This window comes from Williamsia sp. z34 (assembly GCF_059553395.1).
In genome coordinates, this window is the sequence record NZ_JCANWW010000008.1 from 14,721 (window position 1) to 34,968 (window position 20,248).

General features: G+C 65.2%; 17 protein-coding genes. 13 read left to right on the forward strand and 4 right to left on the reverse strand.

Annotated features, from left to right (window positions below):
- Window positions 1-33 precede the first annotated feature (33 nt).
- Window positions 34-1,245: a DUF222 domain-containing protein gene (locus AC51GT_RS19235; protein ID WP_496329822.1), complete on the forward strand. Its 1,212-nt coding sequence runs from the start codon at window positions 34-36 to the stop codon at window positions 1,243-1,245.
- Between the two features lie 162 nt (window positions 1,246-1,407).
- Here AC51GT_RS19235 and casG read toward each other — a convergent pair whose 3' ends face one another.
- Complete coding sequence (casG, locus tag AC51GT_RS19240) at window positions 1,408-3,069, reverse strand: steroid-24-oyl-CoA synthetase (RefSeq protein WP_496329823.1); 1,662 nt, start codon at window positions 3,067-3,069, stop codon at window positions 1,408-1,410.
- Window positions 3,070-3,267: 198 nt separating this feature from the next.
- Here casG and casI point away from each other — a divergent pair, with 198 nt between their 5' ends.
- The 10 genes from casI (at window position 3,268) to AC51GT_RS19290 (ending at window position 13,798) form a co-directional block, all read left to right on the forward strand.
- Window positions 3,268-4,962, forward strand: coding sequence for a steroid-22-oyl-CoA synthetase (gene casI / locus AC51GT_RS19245; RefSeq protein WP_496329824.1), 1,695 nt, complete (start codon window positions 3,268-3,270; stop codon window positions 4,960-4,962).
- Between the two features lie 279 nt (window positions 4,963-5,241).
- Window positions 5,242-6,408, forward strand: coding sequence for an acyl-CoA dehydrogenase family protein (locus tag AC51GT_RS19250; protein ID WP_496329825.1), 1,167 nt, complete (start codon window positions 5,242-5,244; stop codon window positions 6,406-6,408).
- Complete coding sequence (locus AC51GT_RS19255) at window positions 6,405-7,343, forward strand: bifunctional MaoC family dehydratase N-terminal/OB-fold nucleic acid binding domain-containing protein (protein ID WP_496326667.1); 939 nt, start codon at window positions 6,405-6,407, stop codon at window positions 7,341-7,343. Before AC51GT_RS19250 ends, AC51GT_RS19255 begins: the two co-directional genes overlap by 4 nt.
- The gene (locus AC51GT_RS19260) at window positions 7,343-8,446 is read left to right on the forward strand and encodes an acyl-CoA dehydrogenase family protein (RefSeq protein ID WP_496329826.1); all 1,104 of its coding nucleotides are present in this window, start codon (window positions 7,343-7,345) and stop codon (window positions 8,444-8,446) included. The genes AC51GT_RS19255 and AC51GT_RS19260 overlap by 1 nt, the downstream gene beginning before the upstream one ends.
- Window positions 8,443-8,877, forward strand: coding sequence for a MaoC family dehydratase (locus tag AC51GT_RS19265; RefSeq protein WP_496326669.1), 435 nt, complete (start codon window positions 8,443-8,445; stop codon window positions 8,875-8,877). The genes AC51GT_RS19260 and AC51GT_RS19265 overlap by 4 nt, the downstream gene beginning before the upstream one ends.
- On the forward strand, window positions 8,878-10,056 hold the full coding sequence (locus AC51GT_RS19270; protein ID WP_496326670.1) for a lipid-transfer protein: 1,179 nt from the start codon (window positions 8,878-8,880) through the stop codon (window positions 10,054-10,056). It abuts the gene before it with no gap.
- Window positions 10,057-10,087: 31 nt separating this feature from the next.
- The gene (locus AC51GT_RS19275; RefSeq protein WP_496329959.1) at window positions 10,088-10,903 is read left to right on the forward strand and encodes a MaoC/PaaZ C-terminal domain-containing protein; all 816 of its coding nucleotides are present in this window, start codon (window positions 10,088-10,090) and stop codon (window positions 10,901-10,903) included.
- A gap of 109 nt (window positions 10,904-11,012) precedes the next feature.
- Entirely contained in the window at window positions 11,013-12,068 is a 1,056-nt protein-coding gene (locus AC51GT_RS19280) for a 2Fe-2S iron-sulfur cluster-binding protein (protein WP_496326671.1), read from the forward strand.
- Window positions 12,069-12,135: 67 nt separating this feature from the next.
- Window positions 12,136-12,951: a mycofactocin-coupled SDR family oxidoreductase gene (locus AC51GT_RS19285; protein WP_496329827.1), complete on the forward strand. Its 816-nt coding sequence runs from the start codon at window positions 12,136-12,138 to the stop codon at window positions 12,949-12,951.
- A gap of 85 nt (window positions 12,952-13,036) precedes the next feature.
- The gene (locus AC51GT_RS19290) at window positions 13,037-13,798 is read left to right on the forward strand and encodes an SDR family NAD(P)-dependent oxidoreductase (RefSeq protein WP_496329828.1); all 762 of its coding nucleotides are present in this window, start codon (window positions 13,037-13,039) and stop codon (window positions 13,796-13,798) included.
- Window positions 13,799-13,891: 93 nt separating this feature from the next.
- Here AC51GT_RS19290 and AC51GT_RS19295 read toward each other — a convergent pair whose 3' ends face one another.
- From AC51GT_RS19295 to AC51GT_RS19305, 3 genes are all read right to left on the reverse strand, one after another.
- Window positions 13,892-15,349, reverse strand: coding sequence for an MFS transporter (locus AC51GT_RS19295; RefSeq protein ID WP_496326674.1), 1,458 nt, complete (start codon window positions 15,347-15,349; stop codon window positions 13,892-13,894).
- A 359-nt stretch (window positions 15,350-15,708) separates the two neighbouring features.
- Window positions 15,709-16,548: a mycofactocin-coupled SDR family oxidoreductase gene (locus tag AC51GT_RS19300; protein WP_496326675.1), complete on the reverse strand. Its 840-nt coding sequence runs from the start codon at window positions 16,546-16,548 to the stop codon at window positions 15,709-15,711.
- Window positions 16,549-16,577: 29 nt separating this feature from the next.
- Window positions 16,578-17,321, reverse strand: coding sequence for an SDR family NAD(P)-dependent oxidoreductase (locus tag AC51GT_RS19305; RefSeq protein ID WP_496329829.1), 744 nt, complete (start codon window positions 17,319-17,321; stop codon window positions 16,578-16,580).
- Between the two features lie 297 nt (window positions 17,322-17,618).
- Here AC51GT_RS19305 and AC51GT_RS19310 point away from each other — a divergent pair, with 297 nt between their 5' ends.
- On the forward strand, window positions 17,619-19,049 hold the full coding sequence (locus AC51GT_RS19310) for an aldehyde dehydrogenase family protein (RefSeq protein ID WP_496329830.1): 1,431 nt from the start codon (window positions 17,619-17,621) through the stop codon (window positions 19,047-19,049).
- Window positions 19,050-19,119: 70 nt separating this feature from the next.
- The gene (locus AC51GT_RS19315; RefSeq protein WP_496326678.1) at window positions 19,120-20,238 is read left to right on the forward strand and encodes an NDMA-dependent alcohol dehydrogenase; all 1,119 of its coding nucleotides are present in this window, start codon (window positions 19,120-19,122) and stop codon (window positions 20,236-20,238) included.
- Window positions 20,239-20,248: the final 10 nt, after the last annotated feature.

Sequence of the window (20,248 nt, forward strand, 5' to 3'; positions counted from 1 at the left end):
TTTGTGTGTTCTCTCCTTGGAAGGTGCTGTGCCATGCGACTTCTCGAGATGGTCGACGATCTGGTCGACCTGGCGATACCCGATGACGCGAACGCGGTGTTGGGGGTGGTGAAAGATCTGATCACGCTGCGTAATGCCACCGAGCATCAGCTGGCGGTGTGTGCGGCGGTGATCGACGAGTCGGGCATTGCCCGTGAGGCGGGGTCGACGACGTCGAAGTTGTTGCAGGCCAACGGTGCGGCACCAGTTTCGGCGTATCGCTGGTTGCGCATCGGACTTGGTTTGGTCGGGTTGGATCGTACGGCCGGGTATTCGAAGGATGGGTTTCTGTCCTCTGAGCATGTCGATGCGGTAGTCAAGGGTGTCGCCCATGTTGTCGGGCGGTCGGAGGATCCGGTCGCCGCCGAGGAGCAGGTCGGGTTCGTGCGGAAACTGTTGAACCACGCCATCTCCGGAGCACCGCCGGCGGAGATCAGCACCGCAGCCCGCGCACTGGGCAACGAGATCGCCGCAGATACTGGTGGTCCGCCGCCGGCCGAAGACCGGTCGTTGAACAGTCTGGAATACAAAGTCCGCGAGGGCCGCTGTGTCGGCACATTCGATCTTGATGCGGTGATCGGGGAAAAGTTGCACTCGGCGTTGGATCTCTGGTCCCGGGCACGTCCTGAGCCAGATGGTTCGGATGATCCGCGGTCCCCAACCCAACGCCGCGCGGACGCGCTACATCAATTGTTGGACTGCGGCGGTGGTGGACAGACGCTGGTGTCAGCGCCGCGCACCGAGGTGATGGTCACCGTGCCTGCCGATCATCCGGAGGCTGCCACCCTGCCGTGGATGGGTCCGGTCACCGAAGCGACCGCTGCGATGTTGGCGTGTGATTCGTCGATCACCTCCATCACCCTCGACGGGCAGGACGTCCCGATCGATCTCAGTCCACCCAAACGGCTCTTCACCGGTCTGGTCCGCAAGGCCATCATCATTCGCGACACCTGCTGTGTGAAATGCGGTGGACATGCGAGCTGGTCGGACTGCCATCACATCGTGCACTTCGTCGACGGCGGTCTGACCACTCTGGAGAACGGGTGCTTGCTGTGCCGCACCTGCCACATGGCGGTCCACAACACCGGCTGGGACGTGATCATGGGCTCGGACGGACACCCGTGGATGATCCCGCCGGCCGATATCGATCCGCAGCGAAAACCTCTACCGGCCTACAACCGACGCACCCTGACCCTGGCCGCCTGACCAGATCAAACTCTCCACCACTTCACCAAAGCTTCCCACCAGCGCACCCGAGATCGTGTCGGGACCGCGCATGCATCTTTGACAACTTCACAGTGTGAGCGGCTGTGGTGTCGGCGCCGGGACATGCCGAGCGCCGACACCACGGTGGTCAGTCTTGGTTCGTCAGACCGTGATCGCGCGTCGCATCATCTTGCCGGTTGCGTTGCGGGGCAACGGATGTTCCGTGATCCGCCACTGCGTCGGGACCTTGTAATACGAGAGTCGCTCGGTCGCGAAGGCGCGCAGGTCGTCTTCGGTCACGGAGGCTCCGGGCCGGGCGACGATCACGGCAGCGACTTCTTGGCCCAGGTCGGGATGAGGCACGCCGACCACTGCGCACTCGGCCACGTCGGGATGCTCGTCGAGGCACTGCTCGATCTCGGTGGGGTAGACGTTCTCGCCACCGCGCAGGATCAGATCGGAGCGGCGGCCGGTGAGCTGCAACCGTCCACCGTCCATGCGGCCGAAATCGCCTGTGCGCAACCATCGTCCGGGTGCGATGGCGGCGGCGGTGGCTGCCTCGTCTTCCCAATAGCCGAGCATGACGAACGGACTGCGTACGCAGATCTCACCCTCGGTGCCCTCGGGAAGCACTTCCCCGAACGGATCGCGGATCTGCAGGCTCACGGTGACGATGGGGCGGCCCAGGGTGCCGGGGAACGCCTCGATGTCGGCGGGGGTCGCGACGGCGATGGCCGTGCTGCACTCCGTCAGTCCATAGCTGTCGACCAGTGCGTTGCGGGCGAACGCGAACTTGGCCTGCAATTTCTCCTTGAACGCGACGGAGGAGGGTGCCGAGGCGAGTGCGAACGACTTCAGAGATGACAGGTCGTACTTCTCGACGTTGTCGTGCTCGAGGAGTCGGGTGGCCATCGTCGGCACGGCACCCCAGTTGGTGACCCGTTCCCGCTCGATGAGACCCAGGATGGTGTCGGCGTCGAACGCACCCTGATTCAGGATCACCGCGCCACCGGTCGCCAGACGCGGCACCACCAGGTTGTGCAGGCTCGCGATGTGGAACAACGGCGAGGTCAGCAGGTGACGCGCGGGACTGGGCCGGCTGGGATCGTATGTCTGGCCGTCGAATTCGGCCATGAACGCGTCACTGAAGCGCTGATAGTCGACCACGGCCACGAGATTGCGCTGTGAATGCAGCGCACCTTTCGGCCGCCCGCTGGTGCCGCTGGTGTAGAGGATGACGGACGGGTCGTCTTCGTCGACGTCAGGAACTGGCAGATCGGCGCCGTCGTATTCGGCGATGAGTGCGGGAAGGTCTTCTTCCATGGTCAAGACGGTGACCGTACCGGGGACCTCGGGGAGTGAGGCGGCCCGCTTCGCGTCGACCACGAGGACCATGGGCCGGCTGTGCTCGAGGCCATAGGTGACCTCACGCGGCACCCACCAGCCGTTGAGGCCGACGGTGATGGCGCCCAGGGCCTGGGTGGCCCAGAACGTCATGACCCATTCGGGCGTATTGGCAGCGAGGATTCCCACCCGATCGCCCTTGCCGACGCCGTACTTGTCGCGCAGCGCAGTGGCCAGCGCGGCGACGGACCTGGCGTGCTCGGTGTACGAGATTCGACGGTCGGTGGTGACGAGATAATCGGAATCGCCCCAGTTCAGCGACTGTGGAAGATGCTCCGCCACGGCGCGCCGACGATTCTTCATCACCTGCATGGATGCACCGAGTACATCCTCTTCGACCAGTTCGAACGGTCCGCCGGGGCCGGTCAGACGGGTCATCACCGCAGTGATGTGCAATTGCGGATCGGTGGAGGCAGACATCAAAAGCCTTTCGTTACGTACTGCGATGTACACCACAAAATCTCACGACCCGCGGTATCCATGGTGACGGTTACCACTCAGCGAGACTGGGCTCTTATGCAGACGTTGGCGACGATACCGTTCGGCGAAGATTCGCAGTTGGAGGAGTATCACCATGACGGCAACTTACGGCGGCACACACTGTGCGCTTCGAGCACGATGAGGACTGAAGTTTTGAACGCGACCACACCCGTCACGACAATTCCCCGCGACGATGTCGCGCAGATGCTGATGGACCGGCTCGGTGATGAGCACCTCGGACTGCGCACCCGTACTCGGGACTGGACCTGGGACGAGGTCGTCCGGGAGAGCGCGGCGCGTGGCGCCTTCGCACAGTCACTGCGGCAGCCGGGTCCCTTTCACATCGGGGTCCTGCTCGAGAACACCCCTGAATTCATCTTCTGGCTGGGCGGCGCGGCGCTGACCGGCGCGACGATCGTCGGTATCAACCCCACCCGTCGCGGCAAGGAGCTCGAAGCCGAGGTCCGGTACGTCGACTGTCAGCTCATCGTCACCGACAGCGCCGGTATGGAGAAGCTCTCCGGCCTCGACCTCGGACTCAGCGCCGACCGTTTTGTGCTGGTCGACGACGCCTCGTACGCCGATTCGGTTGCCGCCCAGGCCACCGAGCCTCAGGTGGCGGACGGGGTAGACGCCTCGACACTGTTCCTGCTGCTGTTCACCTCCGGCACGACCGGGATGTCAAAGGCGGTGCGGTGCAGTCAAGGTCGCATCACCCGTCTGGCCTACGCGAACTGCGAAAAGTACGACGTCGACCGGGACGACGTCTGCTATTGCTGCATGCCACTGTTCCACGGCAACGCACTGATGGGACTGTGGGCACCGGCATTGTCCCAGGGCGCGACCATCTGTTTGGTCCCGAAGTTCACCGCATCCGGGTTCATGTCGGACGTGCGGTACTACGGCGCAACATACTTCACCTATGTCGGCAAAGCGCTGGGTTACCTCATGTCGACCGCGGAGGCCCCCGATGACGCGGAGAACACGCTGACCCACGGGTTCGGAACAGAGGCGTCGCCAGGGGACAAGGCCGAGTTCATCCGCCGCTTCGGGGCAAAGCTGTACGAGGCCTACGGTTCCAGTGAGGGTGCCGGGTCGATCCGTCTCGATCCGGCCGCACCCACGGGCGCTCTCGGGCGGCCTGCCAACGAGAACATCGTCATCGTCAACCCCGAGACCCTCGAGGAATGCCCGCGGGCGATCCTGGACGAACACGGCCACGTCCGTAACTCGGACGAGGCGATCGGCGAGATGATCGACAAGGCCGGCGCCGGACGCTTCGAGGGCTATTACAAGAACGAATCGGCGGTTGCCGAGCGAATTCGTAACGGCTGGTACTGGACCGGCGACCTCGGGTACGTCGACGAAGCCGGGTTCATCTACTTCGCCGGCCGCAAGGGGGACTGGATCCGGGTCGACAGCGAGAACACCTCGGCTCTGATGATCGAACATGTCCTGCGACGTCATCCGAAGGTGATCGCCACCGGTGTGTTCGCGGTGCCCGACCCGCGCTCGGGCGATCAGGTCATGGCCGCTCTCGAGGTCGCCGACCACAGCGACTTCGATCCCGAAGAATTCGCGGCTTACCTTGCCGCACAGGCGGACCTGGGAACCAAGGCCGCTCCCCGGTTCATCCGGGTGTCGACCGCTCTCCCGGTCACCGGATCGAACAAGGTCCTCAAGCGTGCACTGCAGGCAGACGGCTGGCGATGTGACGAACCGGTGTACCACTGGGTCGGTCGCGGCGCGCCGACATACACGCTGATGACCGATGCCGATCGGGAAGCCCTCACCAAGGAATTCGAAGAACACGGTCGCGCCCGGTTCCTGTGAATCCACGACCGACGGAAGGCCAGATGCGACGAAACTCGGGATCGTGATTCCGGTGGAACTCGGCTGTCCCTGATCCGGTCTGCGCCACCGTCTGCTGGTACGTCACATGCCACGTCGCGTGCGCAGGTGTGCCAGTGCCGAGTGCGGTCAGATCGATGCGGTCTGCAGGTTCGATATTCCTCCTCCCGCTAGGCGGGACTTCGGTACCGCGATCCGTGGCGCGCAGTTAGCGTCGGCGAACATTGCAGCGATAGCCATAAACGTCATAGGAGAACCACGATGGATTTGACTGAATCGCCCGAGCAGCAGGAGCTCAGGAGGGAGTTGCGCGCATACTTCTCCACGCTGCTGCCCGAAGAGGAGCGCCGTGCGGCCGGCGAGCAGGGTGTCGGTGGTCCCCGCTTCCGCGAGATCGTCAAGATGCTCGGCAAGGACGGTTGGCTCGGCATCGGCTGGCCGGTGGAGTTCGGCGGCCAGGGCCGTTCGATCGAGGATCAGTTCGTCTTCTTCGACGAGGTCCAGCGGGCCGGGCTGCCATTCCCGTTCGTCACGGTGAACACCGTCGGGCCGACGCTGCAGAAGTACGGCACCGAGGAGCAGAAGGCACGGTTCCTACCCGGAATCCTCTCCGGCGACATCGTTTTCGCCATCGGCTACACCGAACCCGACGCCGGTACCGATCTGGCCTCCCTCAAGACCCGGGCGGTCCGCGAGGGCGACGAGTGGGTGGTCGACGGCAACAAGATCTTCACCTCGGGCGCGAACACCGCCGACTACGTCTGGCTGGCCTGCCGAACCGATCCCGAAGCGCCCAAGCACAAGGGCATCTCGATCCTGATCGTCCCCACCGACGATCCCGGCTTCTCGTGGTCGCCGATCCCGACCGTGGGCGGTCTGATGGTCACCTCCACCTACTACACCGGTATCCGGGTCGGCCCCGAAGCCCTCGTCGGTGAGGCCAACGGCGGCTGGCGCCTGATCACCGCGCAGCTCAATCACGAGCGCATCGGCCTGGCCGCACTCGGCGGGCGGACCGAGGGTCTGTGGCATCAGGTGCTGGAATGGGCCAAGGAGTCCGGTGCCATCGAGATCCCTTGGGTTCAGCAGGATTTCGCGCGTACGCATGCGAAGTTGGTCGCCATGCGGCTGATGAACTGGAAGATGACCGCCGCGGTCGCCGCCGACACCCTCTCGGGCGCCGATGCCGGTGCCACCAAGGTGTTCGGCACCGAGACCCACGTCGACGTCTACCGGACCCTGCTCGGAATCCTCGGTGCCGCAGGACGTATCCGGCCCGACAACCCGGGTGCGATCCTGGCGGGCCAGATCGAGCAGATCTCCCGGCAGGGTGTGGTCAACACCTTCGGTGGTGGCGTGAACGAGGTGCTGCGGGACATGGTCGCGACCATCGGCCTGGGTACCGCCCGCATGGGACGTGGAAAATGAGCGGGATCGACGCGGCGCTGAGCAATCTGGTCGGTCAGGAGCTGGTGCCCACCACCTGGGCACAGGATCCGGTGAACACACCGATGATCCGGCACTGGGTGGAGGCCATGGCCGACGAGAATCCCATCTATCTCGATGACGACGCGGCTCGCAGCACCGGACGCGATGGCGCGATCGCCCCTCCGACGATGGTGCAGGCTTGGACCATGCGGGGCTATGCGGCAACCGCGGCGGGCAGCACCGGTTCCGAGGTGGCGGTCGAACTCTTCGGTCTGCTGGCCGACGCCGGGTTCACCTCGGTGGTCGCCACCGACTCGGAGCAGGAGTACTTCACCGAGCTGCGGGCCGGCGACCTGATCAACGTCACCGAGGTCATCGAATCGATTTCGCCGGAGAAGAAGACCGGCCTGGGTACCGGGCACTTCGTGACGACGCTGAAGACCTACCGCAACGCCGAGGGCGACGTCGTGGCCACCCAACGGTGGCGCACACTGCGTTTCCGTCCCGCGGAGAAGCCGGCACCCCGTGCGCTGCGGCCCCGGCCGGCACTCAACCAGGACAACGCCTTCTGGTTCGACGCCGCCAAGGAACACCGACTGGTCATCCAGCGGTGCACCGCATGCGGAACGCTGCGGCATCCGACGGGACCTATGTGTGGACACTGCCGGTCACTGGACTGGGACACCGTGGACGCCTCGGGCAAGGGGTTTGTCTACAGCTTTGTCGTCAACCACCATCCCAAGATCGATGCGTTCGACTATCCGCTGATCGTCGCCGTCATCGAACTCGAAGAGGGCACCCGCTTGATCGCCAACATGGTCGGTATCGAACCGGACCAGGTGGAGGTCGACATGCCGGTGGTACTGGACTGGATCGACGCCGACCCGGATCTGACGCTTCCCGCGTTCCGGCCGGCCGCACCCGAGGAGAACTGATGGATTTCACCTTCAACGAAGAGCAGACCGCGATCGGTGACCTGGCCGCGGACATCTTCGCCGGCAAGTCGGGCATCGACCGTGTCAAGGCCGTCGAGTCCACCGATGAACGCATCGACCGTGAGTTGTGGCGCGAGCTTGCCCAGGCGGGGCTTGTCGGGATCGCGTTGCCCGAGGAGTTCGACGGCGACGCAATGGGTTTGACCGAACTATGTGTGCTGCTCGAGCAGCAGGGCCGCAACGTCGCCCCGGTGCCACTGTGGGAGACCGCGCTGGGCGCCATGGCGATCGCGGAGTTCGGTACACAGGAACAGAAGCAGGCATATGTGGGTCCGGTCGCAGCCGGTGAGATCTTCCTGACCGTCGGTCTCGAAGAGTTCGGTCCCACCGACCCGACCGCACCGACGACGGCTGCGCACGCCGGCGCCGACGGAACCTGGACGTTGACCGGCGCCAAGGCCGTGGTCCCGGCCGCCCACATCGCCACGCGCGTCGTGGTGTCGGCCGCGACGCCCTCGGGCACAGGGCTTTTCCTGGTCGATCCGACCAGTACCGGGGTGGTATCGGAGAACAACGAGACAACGACCCGCGCAATCGCGTCGAACCTGACCTTCGACTCGGCTCCGGCCGAGTTGCTCGCCGAGGGCGAAGCGGTGCAGTGGCTCGTCGACCGGGTCGAGGTCGCCCTGGCCGCCCTGCAGGTCGGCGTCGGCACCGGTGCGGTCGCGCAGGCCGTGACCTACCTCAACGATCGTCAGCAGTTCGGTCGTCCACTGTCCACGTTCCAGGCGGTCAGCCATCAGCTCGCCGACTGCTACATCGACCTCGAGGCCATGCGCGTGACCCTGTGGCAGGCGGCATGGTTGCTCGCGAACGGCCACGACCCGGAAACCGCAGTGCTGGTGGCCAAGTGGTGGGCCACCGACGGTGGTCAGCGCGTGGTGCATCGCACCCAGCACGTGCACGGCGGCATCGGCGTGGACACCGACTACCCGGTGCACCGGCACCTGTTGTGGGGCAAGCAGATCGCGGCAACCCTGGGCGGTTCGAGTGCCGACCTGAGCCGGCTCGGCGCACAGCTCGCCGCCGGGGTCGCATCATGACCGTCGACGACGCGGTGGGGCAGACCGTTCCCGGCCCGATCGTGGTGGGCCAGGTCCTGCCGGAACTCGCCATCCCGCTCACCCGGACCATGATCGTGGCCACGGCCATCGCGAGCCGGGACTACCAGGATGTGCATCACGACCCCGATCTCGCGGTCTCGCGCGGTTCCAAGGACGTGTTCATGAACATCCTGACCACGAACGGGCTCGTGGGCCGGTTCGTCACCGACTGGGCCGGACCACGTGCATCGCTGCGCAAGGTCGCGATCCGGCTCGGGGCGCCCAACTACCCCGGAGACACCATGACGCTCACCGGAACGGTGACGAGCGTCGAGGACGGTCTCGTGTCCGTGCAGGTCCGGGGCGCCAACAGCCTCGGGGACCATGTCAAGGGCACCGTCACGTTCACATACCTGGAAGGAAGTCTGTAGATGGCGATCAGCCCCCTGTCCGGCGCGGCAGCCATCGTCGGAATCGGTGCCACCGAGTTCTCCAAGAACTCCGGACGCACCGAACTCCAGCTGGCGTGTGAGGCGATCATCGCCGCGCTGGCCGATGCCGGAATCGATCCGTCCGAGGTCGATGGCCTCTCGACCTATACCGCCGAGACGAACGGTGAGGTGCTCGTGGCCCGCAACTGCGGGCTCGGCGAACTGAAGTTCTTCTCCCGCATCGGCTATGGCGGAGGCGCCGCCTGCGGGACCGTGCAGCAGGCTGCGATGGCGGTGGCCACCGGTGTCGCCGACGTCGTGGTCTGTTACCGCGCCTTCAACGAACGCTCGGGTGTGCGGTACGGCCTCGGCCAGCACGACCGGCCGATGGACAGCACCGCCGACCGTGCGGCATACGCCTGGATGACGCCGCAGGGGCTGTCGACACCCGCGCAGTGGGTGGCGATGTTCGCCCGGCGGTACATGCACCAATATGGCGCCACGAGTGAAGATTTCGGGCGCGTGGCCGTGGTGGCGCGCAAGCACGCCGCAAACAACCCCGCCGCTTGGTTCTACGAGCGGCCGATCACGCTCGAAGACCATCAGAACTCTCGGTGGATCGCCGAACCGCTGCACCTGCTCGACTGCTGTCAGGAGACCGACGGCGGCCAGGCACTGGTGATCGTCTCTGCCGAACGGGCCAAGACCCTCACCGGCACAGCGGCATTGATCAAGGGCGCCGCACAGGGCAGCGGTAAAGATCAGCACATGATGACCAGCTATTACCGTCCCGACATCTCCGGGATCCCGGAGATGGGCCTGGTCGGCCGACAGCTCTACGGTCAGAGTGGGCTCTCACCGGCCGACATCAACGCCGCGATCCTGTATGACCACTTCACGCCACTTGTGTTGCCGCAGCTCGAAGAACTCGGCTTCTGCGCACCGGGCGAGGCCAAAGATTTCATCCGCGACGGCAACCTGGAAATCGGTGGACGGCTCCCGTCGAACACCCACGGTGGTCAGATCGGTGAGGCGTATCTGCACGGCGTCAACGGCATTGCCGAAGCGGTGCGACTGTTGCGGGGTACCTCGACGAATCAATTCGACGGTGTGGAGAATGTGCTCGTCACCGCAGGAACCGCGGTGCCCACCAGTGGCCTGATCCTCGGCGCCGCGTGAGACAAGGAGCTTCTCTGTGACCTCTGACAGCATGACGGGAACAACCGCCAAGACCGCGGGGCAGTGGCGCGGTGAGGATCTGGGCACCCGCACCGTCTCCTACGACGAGCGCGATGCCATCCTCTACGCATTGGCGGTGGGCGCCAGGGCCACCGAACTCGACCTCGTGTTCGAGGACCGGCTGCGGGTACTGCCGACATTCGCACTGACGTTGGCGCAGTGGGCTCCTGACGAACTGGGTGCACGCGGCGCGTTCGACATGACCACCGCGTTGCACGGTTCACAGCAGTTGACGGTCCTGGCACCGTTGCCACGTAGCGGCGACGTGACCCTGTCGGCCGCGGTCGGAGAGGTCTGGGACAAGGGCGCGGCTGCGGTGTTCGAGGTGGTGGTCCGCAGTGACTACTTCGTGGCAACCTGGTCGATCTTCGCCCCCGGCGCAGGCGGATTCGGGGGAGACCGCGGACCGGCCCGTCCGAAGGGACCGCAGGGCGATCCGGCGCTCGAAGGCGTGGTGCACACCACGGAGAATCAGGCAGCGCTGTACCGCCTGACCGGCGACCGTCATCACATCCACATCGACCCCGAGGCCGCGGCCAAGATCAATCAACCGCGCCCGATCATGCACGGGCTGTGCACGCTGGCCGTCGCGGCAGTGGACGCTGCGCGCCTGACCGGTGCTCATCCGGCCGACCTGACGACCCTCGAGGGACGTTTCGCCTCGGCGATCCACCCGGGCGAGACCGCAGACCTGCGCGTGTGGGGCGATGCGGCTGACCTGGCATTCGAGCTCGTCAAGGACGGCAGTGCGACTATTTCCGGTGGCCGTGCCGGCTTCACCCGATGACCATGGCACGACCCGTTGATCCCGTTCAGCGAGAAGTCGGTGTGCTCGGACACTTCTGGTGCCCTAGTGTCGTCGAGTCCGGTTCACGTATGGAGAGGCAGCGCTCGCGATGACAACTGCTGAAATGTCGAACAGCTCGCGTTCTGCGAAGGTGACCGTCGCGGCGGTCGTCGAAGAGACCAGCGATGCACGGTCACTGGTCTTCGAGGTCCCCAGCGACCGCGTGGACGAGTTCGCCTACAAGCCGGGACAGTTCCTGACCCTGCGAGTTCCGAGTGACCAGACCGGTTCGGTCGCGCGGTGCTACTCGCTGGCCAGTTCGCCGTTCGCCGACGATCTGCCGAAGGTGACGATCAAGCGGACCGTGGGCGGCTACGCCTCACATTGGCTGTGCGACAACGTCGAGGTCGGTGACGTGATCGAGGTGTTGCCACCCGCGGGTGTCTTCACCCCACCGAACTTCGATGACGATCTGCTGTTGTTCGCCGCCGGTAGCGGCGTGACCCCGGTGATCTCGATCCTGAAGTCGGCGCTGAGTCAGGGCGCAGGCAAGGTCGTCATGGTGTACGCCAACCGGGACGAGAACTCGGTGATCTTCGCGCGCGAGCTGGCCGAACTCACCGCGCTACACGGCGGCCGGTTGACGGTGATCCACTGGCTCGAGAGCCTGCAGGGCCTGCCGTCCGCGGACCAGTTGGCCTGCCTGGCCGCCGGGTTCAGCGACCGCCGAGTCTTCATGTGTGGGCCGAAACCCTTCATGGACACCGTGCATGAGGCAACCGCGCGGGCGGGCTTCCCACGCAACCGGGTACATGCCGAGGTGTTCACCTCACTTTCCGGTGATCCGTTCGCCGACGTGGTCCTGCCCGAGCTCACCGAGGAAGAAGCCGGAGACGCGGCAACGGTCTCGGTCACCCTCGACGGCGAAGCCCACGAGTACAACTGGCCGCGGTCATCGACCTTGGTCGATGTGCTGCTGTCCAAGGGCATCGATGTGCCGTTCTCCTGCCGCGAAGGTGAATGCGGCTCGTGCGCTTGCACATTGGTCGACGGGAAGGTCGACATGGGCAATTCTTCCATCCTCGATGACGACGACATCGCCGACGGATACATCCTGGCCTGCCAGGCGCGTCCGATCAGCGACCACCTGAACGTGGAGTTCTGAAAAGACCGAATCTCGTTCAACGGGAACAACACTGTGATCTCGGTAACTCTTGGGTACCGTGCCCGAGATGACAGAATTGTTTGCCGGAAAAGTTGTTCTGATCACGGGCGCGGCGCGGGGGCAGGGCCGTAACCACGCCGTGCGCTTGGCGCGCGAAGGCGCAGACGTGATCGCAATCGATGTGTGTGCACCGATTTCAGATGATGTCGGGTACGCGGCGGCCACTGTGGAAGACCTCGCTGAAACCGCTCGGCTGGTCCGGGCCGAAGGGCGCGAGATCGTCACGGTGGTCGCCGACGTCAGGGACCTCGGGGCCATGCGCGCGGCCGTCGCCACCGGTGTCGAGCGTTTCGGACGACTCGATGTGGTCATCGCCAATGCCGGGATCGTGAACTGGAACCGATTCTGGGAGATGTCCGACGAGCAGTGGTCAACTGTGGTGGACACCAACCTCAACGGGGTCTGGCGCACCATGGCCGCAGCTGTTCCGGCGATGATCGAGGGCGGTCGTGGCGGTTCGATCGTCATCATCAGCAGTGCTTCCGGAGTCGCGACCTCGCCTGGCTGCGCGCACTATTCGGCGGCCAAACACGGATTGGTCGGCTTGGCGCGGACCGCCGCGACCGAACTGGGCGACCACAACATCCGGGTCAACACCGTTCACCCGGGCGCAGTGGACACCGAGATGGGCAATGATCCCGAGGTGGCCCGGCTGTTCGCAGATCACCCGGACTACATGAAGTCCTACGGCTGGCCGCTCACCGCGCTGGAGCGCACAAGCGTCGACGACATCACCGAGGCCGTGGTGTACCTGGCCTCGGATCTGTCCCGCGCGGTCACCGGCTCGAAGATCGTGGTCGACATGGGGCAGACGATGGCGTGAGTCGCCCGAGTGCAGGCCGCTGTCTGACGGTCAGATGCACTGTGGCGTTCGGTTTTTGGCAACCCCCCGCGGAGAGGAAGCAAGTATGGGAACGCTTGATGGCAAGGTGGCGCTGGTGACCGGCGCCGGTCAGGGAATCGGCCGTGGCATATCGCTGGCGCTGGCGAAGGAGGGCGCGGCGATCGCGGTCGCGGGACGAACGGAGTCCAAGCTGCTCGACACCTGTGCGCTTCTGTCGGACCTGGGCGCGGTCGCCGAGCCCGTCGTGTGTGATGTCAGCGATCGCGCCAATGTCGCCGCGGCCGTGGAGAAGACGGTGTCGGTGCTCGGCTCGGTGGACATCCTGGTCAACAACGCGAACGACTGTAAGCCCGGACCGATCCTGTCGATCGACGACGACGAGTACATGAAGTCGTTCGCGACCGGCCCGTTGGCCACGCTGCGCCTGATGCAGCTCTGCCACCCGCACATGAAAGCCCGTGGTGGGGGCGTGATCATCAATCTGGTGACCTCGGCCGCGGTGCGCTGGGACGCGAGCAATTATGGCGCGTACGGCTCGATCAAGGAGGGCATGCGGTCGCTGACCCGAGCGGCCGCCTGTGAGTGGGGCGTGGAAAAGATCCGGGTGCTGTCGGTGGCGCCCCATGCCAGCACGCCGGCGCTCGAGGGCTGGATGGAGCGCAACCCGGAGGAGTCGGCGGCGTTCGTCGCAGGTATTCCACTGGGCCGGGTCGGAGATCCGGAGACCGATATCGGGCGTGCGGTTGTCTTCCTGGTCGGCGACGACGCCGGATATCTCACCGGCGCAACGATTCCCCTCGATGGTGGGCAGTCGCGGTGGGGCTGAGGTTCCAGCGTATTTCATGAACAGACAAACAATCGAGGTTGCATCGCCCAGGCGATGCAACCTCGATTGTTTTGTGTTGGAGCCTTGCTGAGATCAGTGCGCGTATACGCTGCCACGGCGAAGCAACAGTGCCAGGCCGACGGTGAGGATGGCCCCACCGAAGATGATGCCGGCGATGGCATTGAGCCCGGCCACAGTGGGAGCAACACTGCCCGCCACTGCTGAAGCGGCCAGTACCGTCGTCGCGACCGAGGTGCCGATACCCTGGCCCGCGGTACGGAGAACAGTCTGCAATCCCGTTGCCTCACTGGTGTTGCTGACCGGGACGGCCTCCACGATCAGGTTCGGGAGAGCGGTGTACGCGAAAGCGGTTGCGATGGAAGCCGTGGTGACCATGGCGAACATCCCACCCTTTGAATCGTGGGCGGTGACCAGCAGGATCGCCACGATGACGTAGAGCAGACCACCGACGATCAACGATGCGCGTGAACCCACGGTGCGCGTCAGGCGGCCGCTGAGCGGCGTGAACGCGAAACCGATCAACGCGCCGACCAGAGCCATCAGGCCGGCGTCGGTGGGCGACATGCCGAGGCCGTAGGGCGCCGTGGTCGGGGACTGAAGTACCAAGGGCGTGACCATGTTACCGACACCGAAGGGGCCGATGGCCGCAGCCAGCGTCGCAAGCATCGTCAGCGCCACCTTACGGTTGGTGAACAGCCGCACGTTGGCGATCGGGTCGGTCACGCGAAGTTCCCAGACCACCCACAGCCCCAGGGCCACCACACCGGCAATGATCAGGCCGCTCGTCTTCGGATCAGACCACCCCCACGTGCTGGACTTGTTGATACCCAGCAAGATCGCGGCAATGGCCGGCGCGAATACGATGGTGCCGATGTAGTCGACCTTTTGGGTGGTGCCGACCGGCGGGCGCCACGGGAGTGCGAACAGCACCAACAACAATGTGAACGCTGCGTAGACTGCCGCGACGATGAAGATCATGTGCCAGCTGTAGTGGTCGATCATCAGGCCCGCGACGTAGGCGGACGCGGCGCCTGCGGCCACCGCCGACCCCGAGATGATCGCGATCGCAACGGGAACCTTCTCTTTGGCGAGGTGTTCACGTGCCAGGCCGAGGCAGAGTGGGAGAATCGCGCCTGCCACGCCCTGGATCGCCCGACCGACGATGATCGCGGTGATGCTGTCGCCGAGGGCGCTGACCAGCGAACCGATCGTGGCCATGGCCAGGATGACCACCAGGACCCGTTCTCGTCCGAACATGTCGCCGAGCCGGCCACAGACCGCAGCCGAGGCGGCGGCGACCAGAAGGAATGCCGTCACTGCCCATCCGACTGTGGCTGCGTCGCTGCCGAAGTCGGCGATGATGGTCGGGATCGCGGCGAACACCATCGAGGTCTCGAAGGCGCTGATGATCTCGACCAGCACCAGGATGGTGATGATGAACCCCGCCGAGCGGCGCCGGTTGTAACGCCCACCGGTGGGCAGCGGTGGCGGCGGCTTGGGGGGAGCAATCGGATCGGGGATGGTGGTCATCGAACTCCTCCAAGAAGGCGACGTGTCATGGGCATGGTCGTCGCGCTGCAACACCGTGGGAGCAGAAGCCGTGGGGCCGGTGCTGTGCCGTTCAGCATTGTGTGGTCCTTACCTGTATCCGAGGCGGAACGTGACCGCCGAGTGCCTAAACAAATACAGTGACGCAGGGCACACACGGGGTTCAGTCTCGCTGAGTGGAAACTAGATGCGAGCTTCAGACCGGTTGTGGCGGTGGGCCGTTAGGTCAACACCGTCACCCTGCTGCGAAGTCGGCCTGGCGCGCCGATAGGCGACCGAGAGCTGTGGCCTCCGGTGATCGAAGCACCAGAGGCCACAGCGGAGGCAGGGTTGGGAGGGCGTCAGCCGGTGACGCGTGCGGCGTTGCCGGCGTCGACGGGGATGACCGTTCCGCTGATGTGCGCACTGCCCTGTGCGGCCAGGAACAGCACCACACGGGTGATCTCTCCGGCTTCCAGCCACGGCACGGGCTGGGCATGAAGGGAGGTGAAGATGGGCGCCACGTCGTCAATAGTCGGCGTTTCGAGGTCGGGCCGCATCATCGAGTAGAGCTGGGCGTTGTGGATCATCGGGGTCGAAATATTGCCGGGCGCAATCGCATTGACGGTGATCCCGTGGCCTGCGAGGTCAAGCGCCGCGCTCTTGGTCAGGCCGATGACGCCCCACTTGGCGGCCGCGTAGCCGACCATATTGGTGTTGCCGGCCCGGCCGAGCATGGACGAGATGGTGACAATGCGACCGAACCCGCGCTCGATCATGCCTGGTGAGACGGCGCCGACGGTGTTGAAGACGCCGGTCAGGTTCGATGCGATGACCTCGGACCACTGCGCCTGCGTCATCGCCTGGACCGGGGCCGCAACGGACACACCGGCATTGGCGACCGCGATGTCGATCCGCCCGAACTCGGACTCTGCCTCTGCGACAAGCGCATCCATCGCGGACCGGTCGGCGGTGTTGGCCTTGACGGCAATACATCTGCGTCCGGTGGCCGTGACGAGGCGAACGGTCTCGGCAAGGTCGGCTTCCGTCGCGAGCGGGTAGCCCACCGCCGGGCTGTCCTCACATCTGTCGCAGATGACCACATCGGCGCCGCGCTCGGCGAAGGCGATCGCGTGGCTGCGCCCCTGTCCGCGGGCGCCGCCGGTGATCAGTGCGACCTGTCCTTCAAAACCGTCTGTCACGATGTCTGCTCCTTGTTTGTGCTCGGGGCCTAGCGAAGTTTGATGATGCCGCCATCGGCCATCAGGGTCTGTCCGGTCATGTACTTGGAGTCCTCGGAAGCGAGGAAGACGGCAACGGGCGCGATATCGGTCATGGGGTCACCGATCCGCTGTAGTGGAACTTTGGCCACGGACTCGGCGGCACGCTCGGGAAAAGCCTTCTGCCAGGCCAGCACACCTTCGGTGGCTGCGAACGGGCAGAGGATGTTGACCCGGATGCCGTCGGGTGCCCATTCGTTGGCGGCCACCCGGCTCATACCGCGGATGGCTTCTTTTGCGGCTGCATACGAGGTCTGGGTCGGCATGCCCTCGAGACCGGAACCGGAAGCGAAGTTGATCACCGAACCCGACGATGCCTTCAACTGCTCGTAGCAGGCCTGCATCAGATGCACGGTCGGATAAAAGCCGGTGTTGAAGGACAGTTCGAACATCTCGGCCGTGTGGTCGACGAGTAGGGCTTGGCGAGAGGCGTGCGCGTTGTTGACCAGGATGTCCACCGATCCGAATGTCGACACCGCGGCGTCGCGTATCTTCTCCGCCGCACCGGATTCCGAGATGTTGATGTTGAGAAACCTTGACGCACTGCCCAGTTCGCTCTCCAACGCGACTCCGCGTTCGTCGTCGATGTCCACGAACAGGACGTTGGCCCCCTCCGCGGCGAAGACGCGGGTGATCGCCCCGCCGATTCCACCGGCCCCACCGGTGATGATTGCTGTCTTACCTTGCAGTCTCATTGCACTCCCTCGTGCTCGATGCCTCCGCGTGAGCCCGTCGGATCGGTATGGCGTCGGCGACCGCGTCGGAGACGGATGGCTACCTGGTCTCCAGAATAGAATCAATTCTATTCGTATGCGCCACAATGGCAATTGTGCAATCAATCCCGTTCAGCGGGACTGCGCCGGTGCGCCCCGACCACCGCCGAACGCTCTGCTGACGGGCGGCTGCGGGCCCTGACGTCCGGCCTGAGCAGCGGGGTCCCGCTCACCGAGACCGCCGGGCCCGTTCACCGAGAGTGATCTTAGTCTCGTGCGATGACCGCGAACATCACAACCACCGTTGCTTTTGACGACGCACTTCACCTGCAGCGACGGGCGCAGCGCGCCAGCGGACCCGCGACGGCTGCGCAGCGCCGGGACAACCTCCAGGCCGTTATCGACCTCGTGGTTCGGCACCACGAAGACCTCGCAGAGGCGATGGACGCCGACTTCGGTGGCCGCCACCGGGGGTTCTCCCTCATGAATGACGTCGTCGGTTCGCTCGGGGCGCTCAAGCACGCCCGGGACCACCTCGAGTCGTGGATGCAACCCGACGGACGGCCGGCGTTCGCGCCGTACGACGCGCTCGGCGCAGTCGCGGAGGTCCAGTTCCAGCCCAAGGGGTCGATCCTGATCATCGGGACCTGGAACGCGCCGCTGTTCACGCTGTTGAGCCCCCTGGCCGGTGTGCTGGCCGCCGGCAACCGTGCGGTCCTCAAGCCGTCGGAGATCACCGGTCGCACCGCCGAGGTGTTCGCCCGGGCGGTGGAAGCCGAACTGGACCCCGCGGTCGTCACCGTGTTCACCGGGGGAGTCGACGTCGCCGAGGCGCTGACGTCCCTTCCGTTCGATCACATCGTGGTCACCGGGAGCGGGACTGTCGGCCGGGCCGTGATGGCCAATGCGGCGCGCAATCTGGTCCCGGTCACACTCGAACTCGGCGGGAAGTCCCCGGTGATCGTGGCCCGGTCGGCGGACCTGACCGACGCGGCAACCAAGATCGCAATTGCCAAGGCCACCAACGGTGGGCAGATCTGCGTCAGCCCCGACACCGTGTACGTCCCGCGGGAGTACGTCGAGGCGTTCGTGGGCGCTGTCGCCGATGCGTTTGTGGAACTTCATCCGACAGTGTCCGGAAACCCGGACGTCGTGGCGGCGGTGAACGAGCGCCACCTCGAACGGGTCGACGGGTATGTGCGAGAGGCCGCCGACCTCGGGGCCCGCGTGGTCACCGCCCCGGACGAGGAGCTGTCCCGGGCTGATCGGCGCAGGCCCCTTCGCATCGTGGTCGATCCACCGGCACAATCACGGATCCGCACGGAGGAGATCTTCGGCTCGGCGATGGTGGTGTCGGCCTACGACGACATCGTCGACGTCATCGATACCGTCAACGCGGGACCGAAACCGTTGGCGCTCTATTACTTCGGCGCCGATCAGGACGAGCGTCGGACGGTGCTCGAGCGCACCAGCTCCGGCGGCGTCACCGTGGACAACGTAATGATGCACCCGGGCATGATGGACGCCCCATTCGGTGGTGTCGGCGCCTCGGGGATCGGACACTACAACGGACGCGAGGGATTCCTCGAATTCAGCCATGCCCGAACGGTATTCATCGCTCCGGCCGCCGATCCCCGGCGCGAGTGGGGGATGCTACCGCCCTACGGTGACCATTTTGTCGCGGCGATGACCGCTCAGATCACGCCCTGACCACTGTTCGGACCACCTGACCCCGGCCGACGTCTCGGACGTCGCCGGCACCCTCGAAGGGAACAATCACATGAAGACACGCGGCGCGATCATCCGCCAGGCCCCGGGCACTTATGAGGTCGCCGAGCTCGACCTCGACGAACCACGGCAGGGTGAGATCACCGTGCGGATGGTCGCCTCGGGTCTGTGTCACTCCGACGACCACATTGCCTGCGGAGACCACGCGGTTGCCTCCTATCCGATCTGCGGTGGTCACGAGGGGGCCGGCGTGGTGGTGGCCGTGGGCCCGGAAACCCATGGCTGGGCAGAAGGCGACCACGTCGTGTTCTCCTTCGTTGCCGCCTGTGGCCGATGCCGTTGGTGTGCAAAAGGTTTGCAGAACCTGTGTGACCGCGGCGCGGCGATCATGGCAGGGACTCGGCCGGATGATCCGACGAGCTTCCGGCTCAGCCTCGACGGGGCGCCGGTGGCACAGACCTGCGGTCTGTCCACCTTCAGCGAATACACCACCGTCAGTACGGATTCAGCCGTCAAGATCATCGACAAGGATCTGCCCTTGGAGGTACTGTGCCTGCTCGGCTGCGGCGTGGTGACCGGTTGGGGGGCCGCGGTCAATTCCGCACAGGTATACCCCGGGCAAACCGTCATCGTCGAGGGCATCGGCGGTATCGGGATCAACGCCGTCCAGGGGGCCGCGCATGCCGGCGCCGCGCACATCATCGCGGTTGATCCGGTCGGGTTCAAACGGAGCAGTGCGCTGGAGTTCGGTGCCACTCATGCAGTTTCGGGTATGGAGGAGGCCACGGAGATCGCGCGGTCATTCACCAATGGGCAGGGGGCAGACGCGGCGATCGTCACCGTCGGCGTCACCACGGGCGAGCACATCGCGGCGGCGTTCTCGGCGATCCGGAAGGCCGGGATCTGCGTGGTCACCGGACTCGGGAAGATGACCGACGTGGGCATTCCGATCAGCCCGATGGAGCTGACCCTCTACCAAAAGCGTTTGCAGGGTTCGCTATTCGGATCCTGCGCGCCCACGGCGGACATCCCGTGGATGATCGATCTGTACACCTCGGGCAAGCTCGAGCTCGACAAACTGGTGACCAACACCTACAAACTCGACGACATCGCTCAGGGCTTTGCGGATATGCACGCAGGCAAGAACCTGCGCGGAGTCGTCCACTTCTGACAGCTCGGCA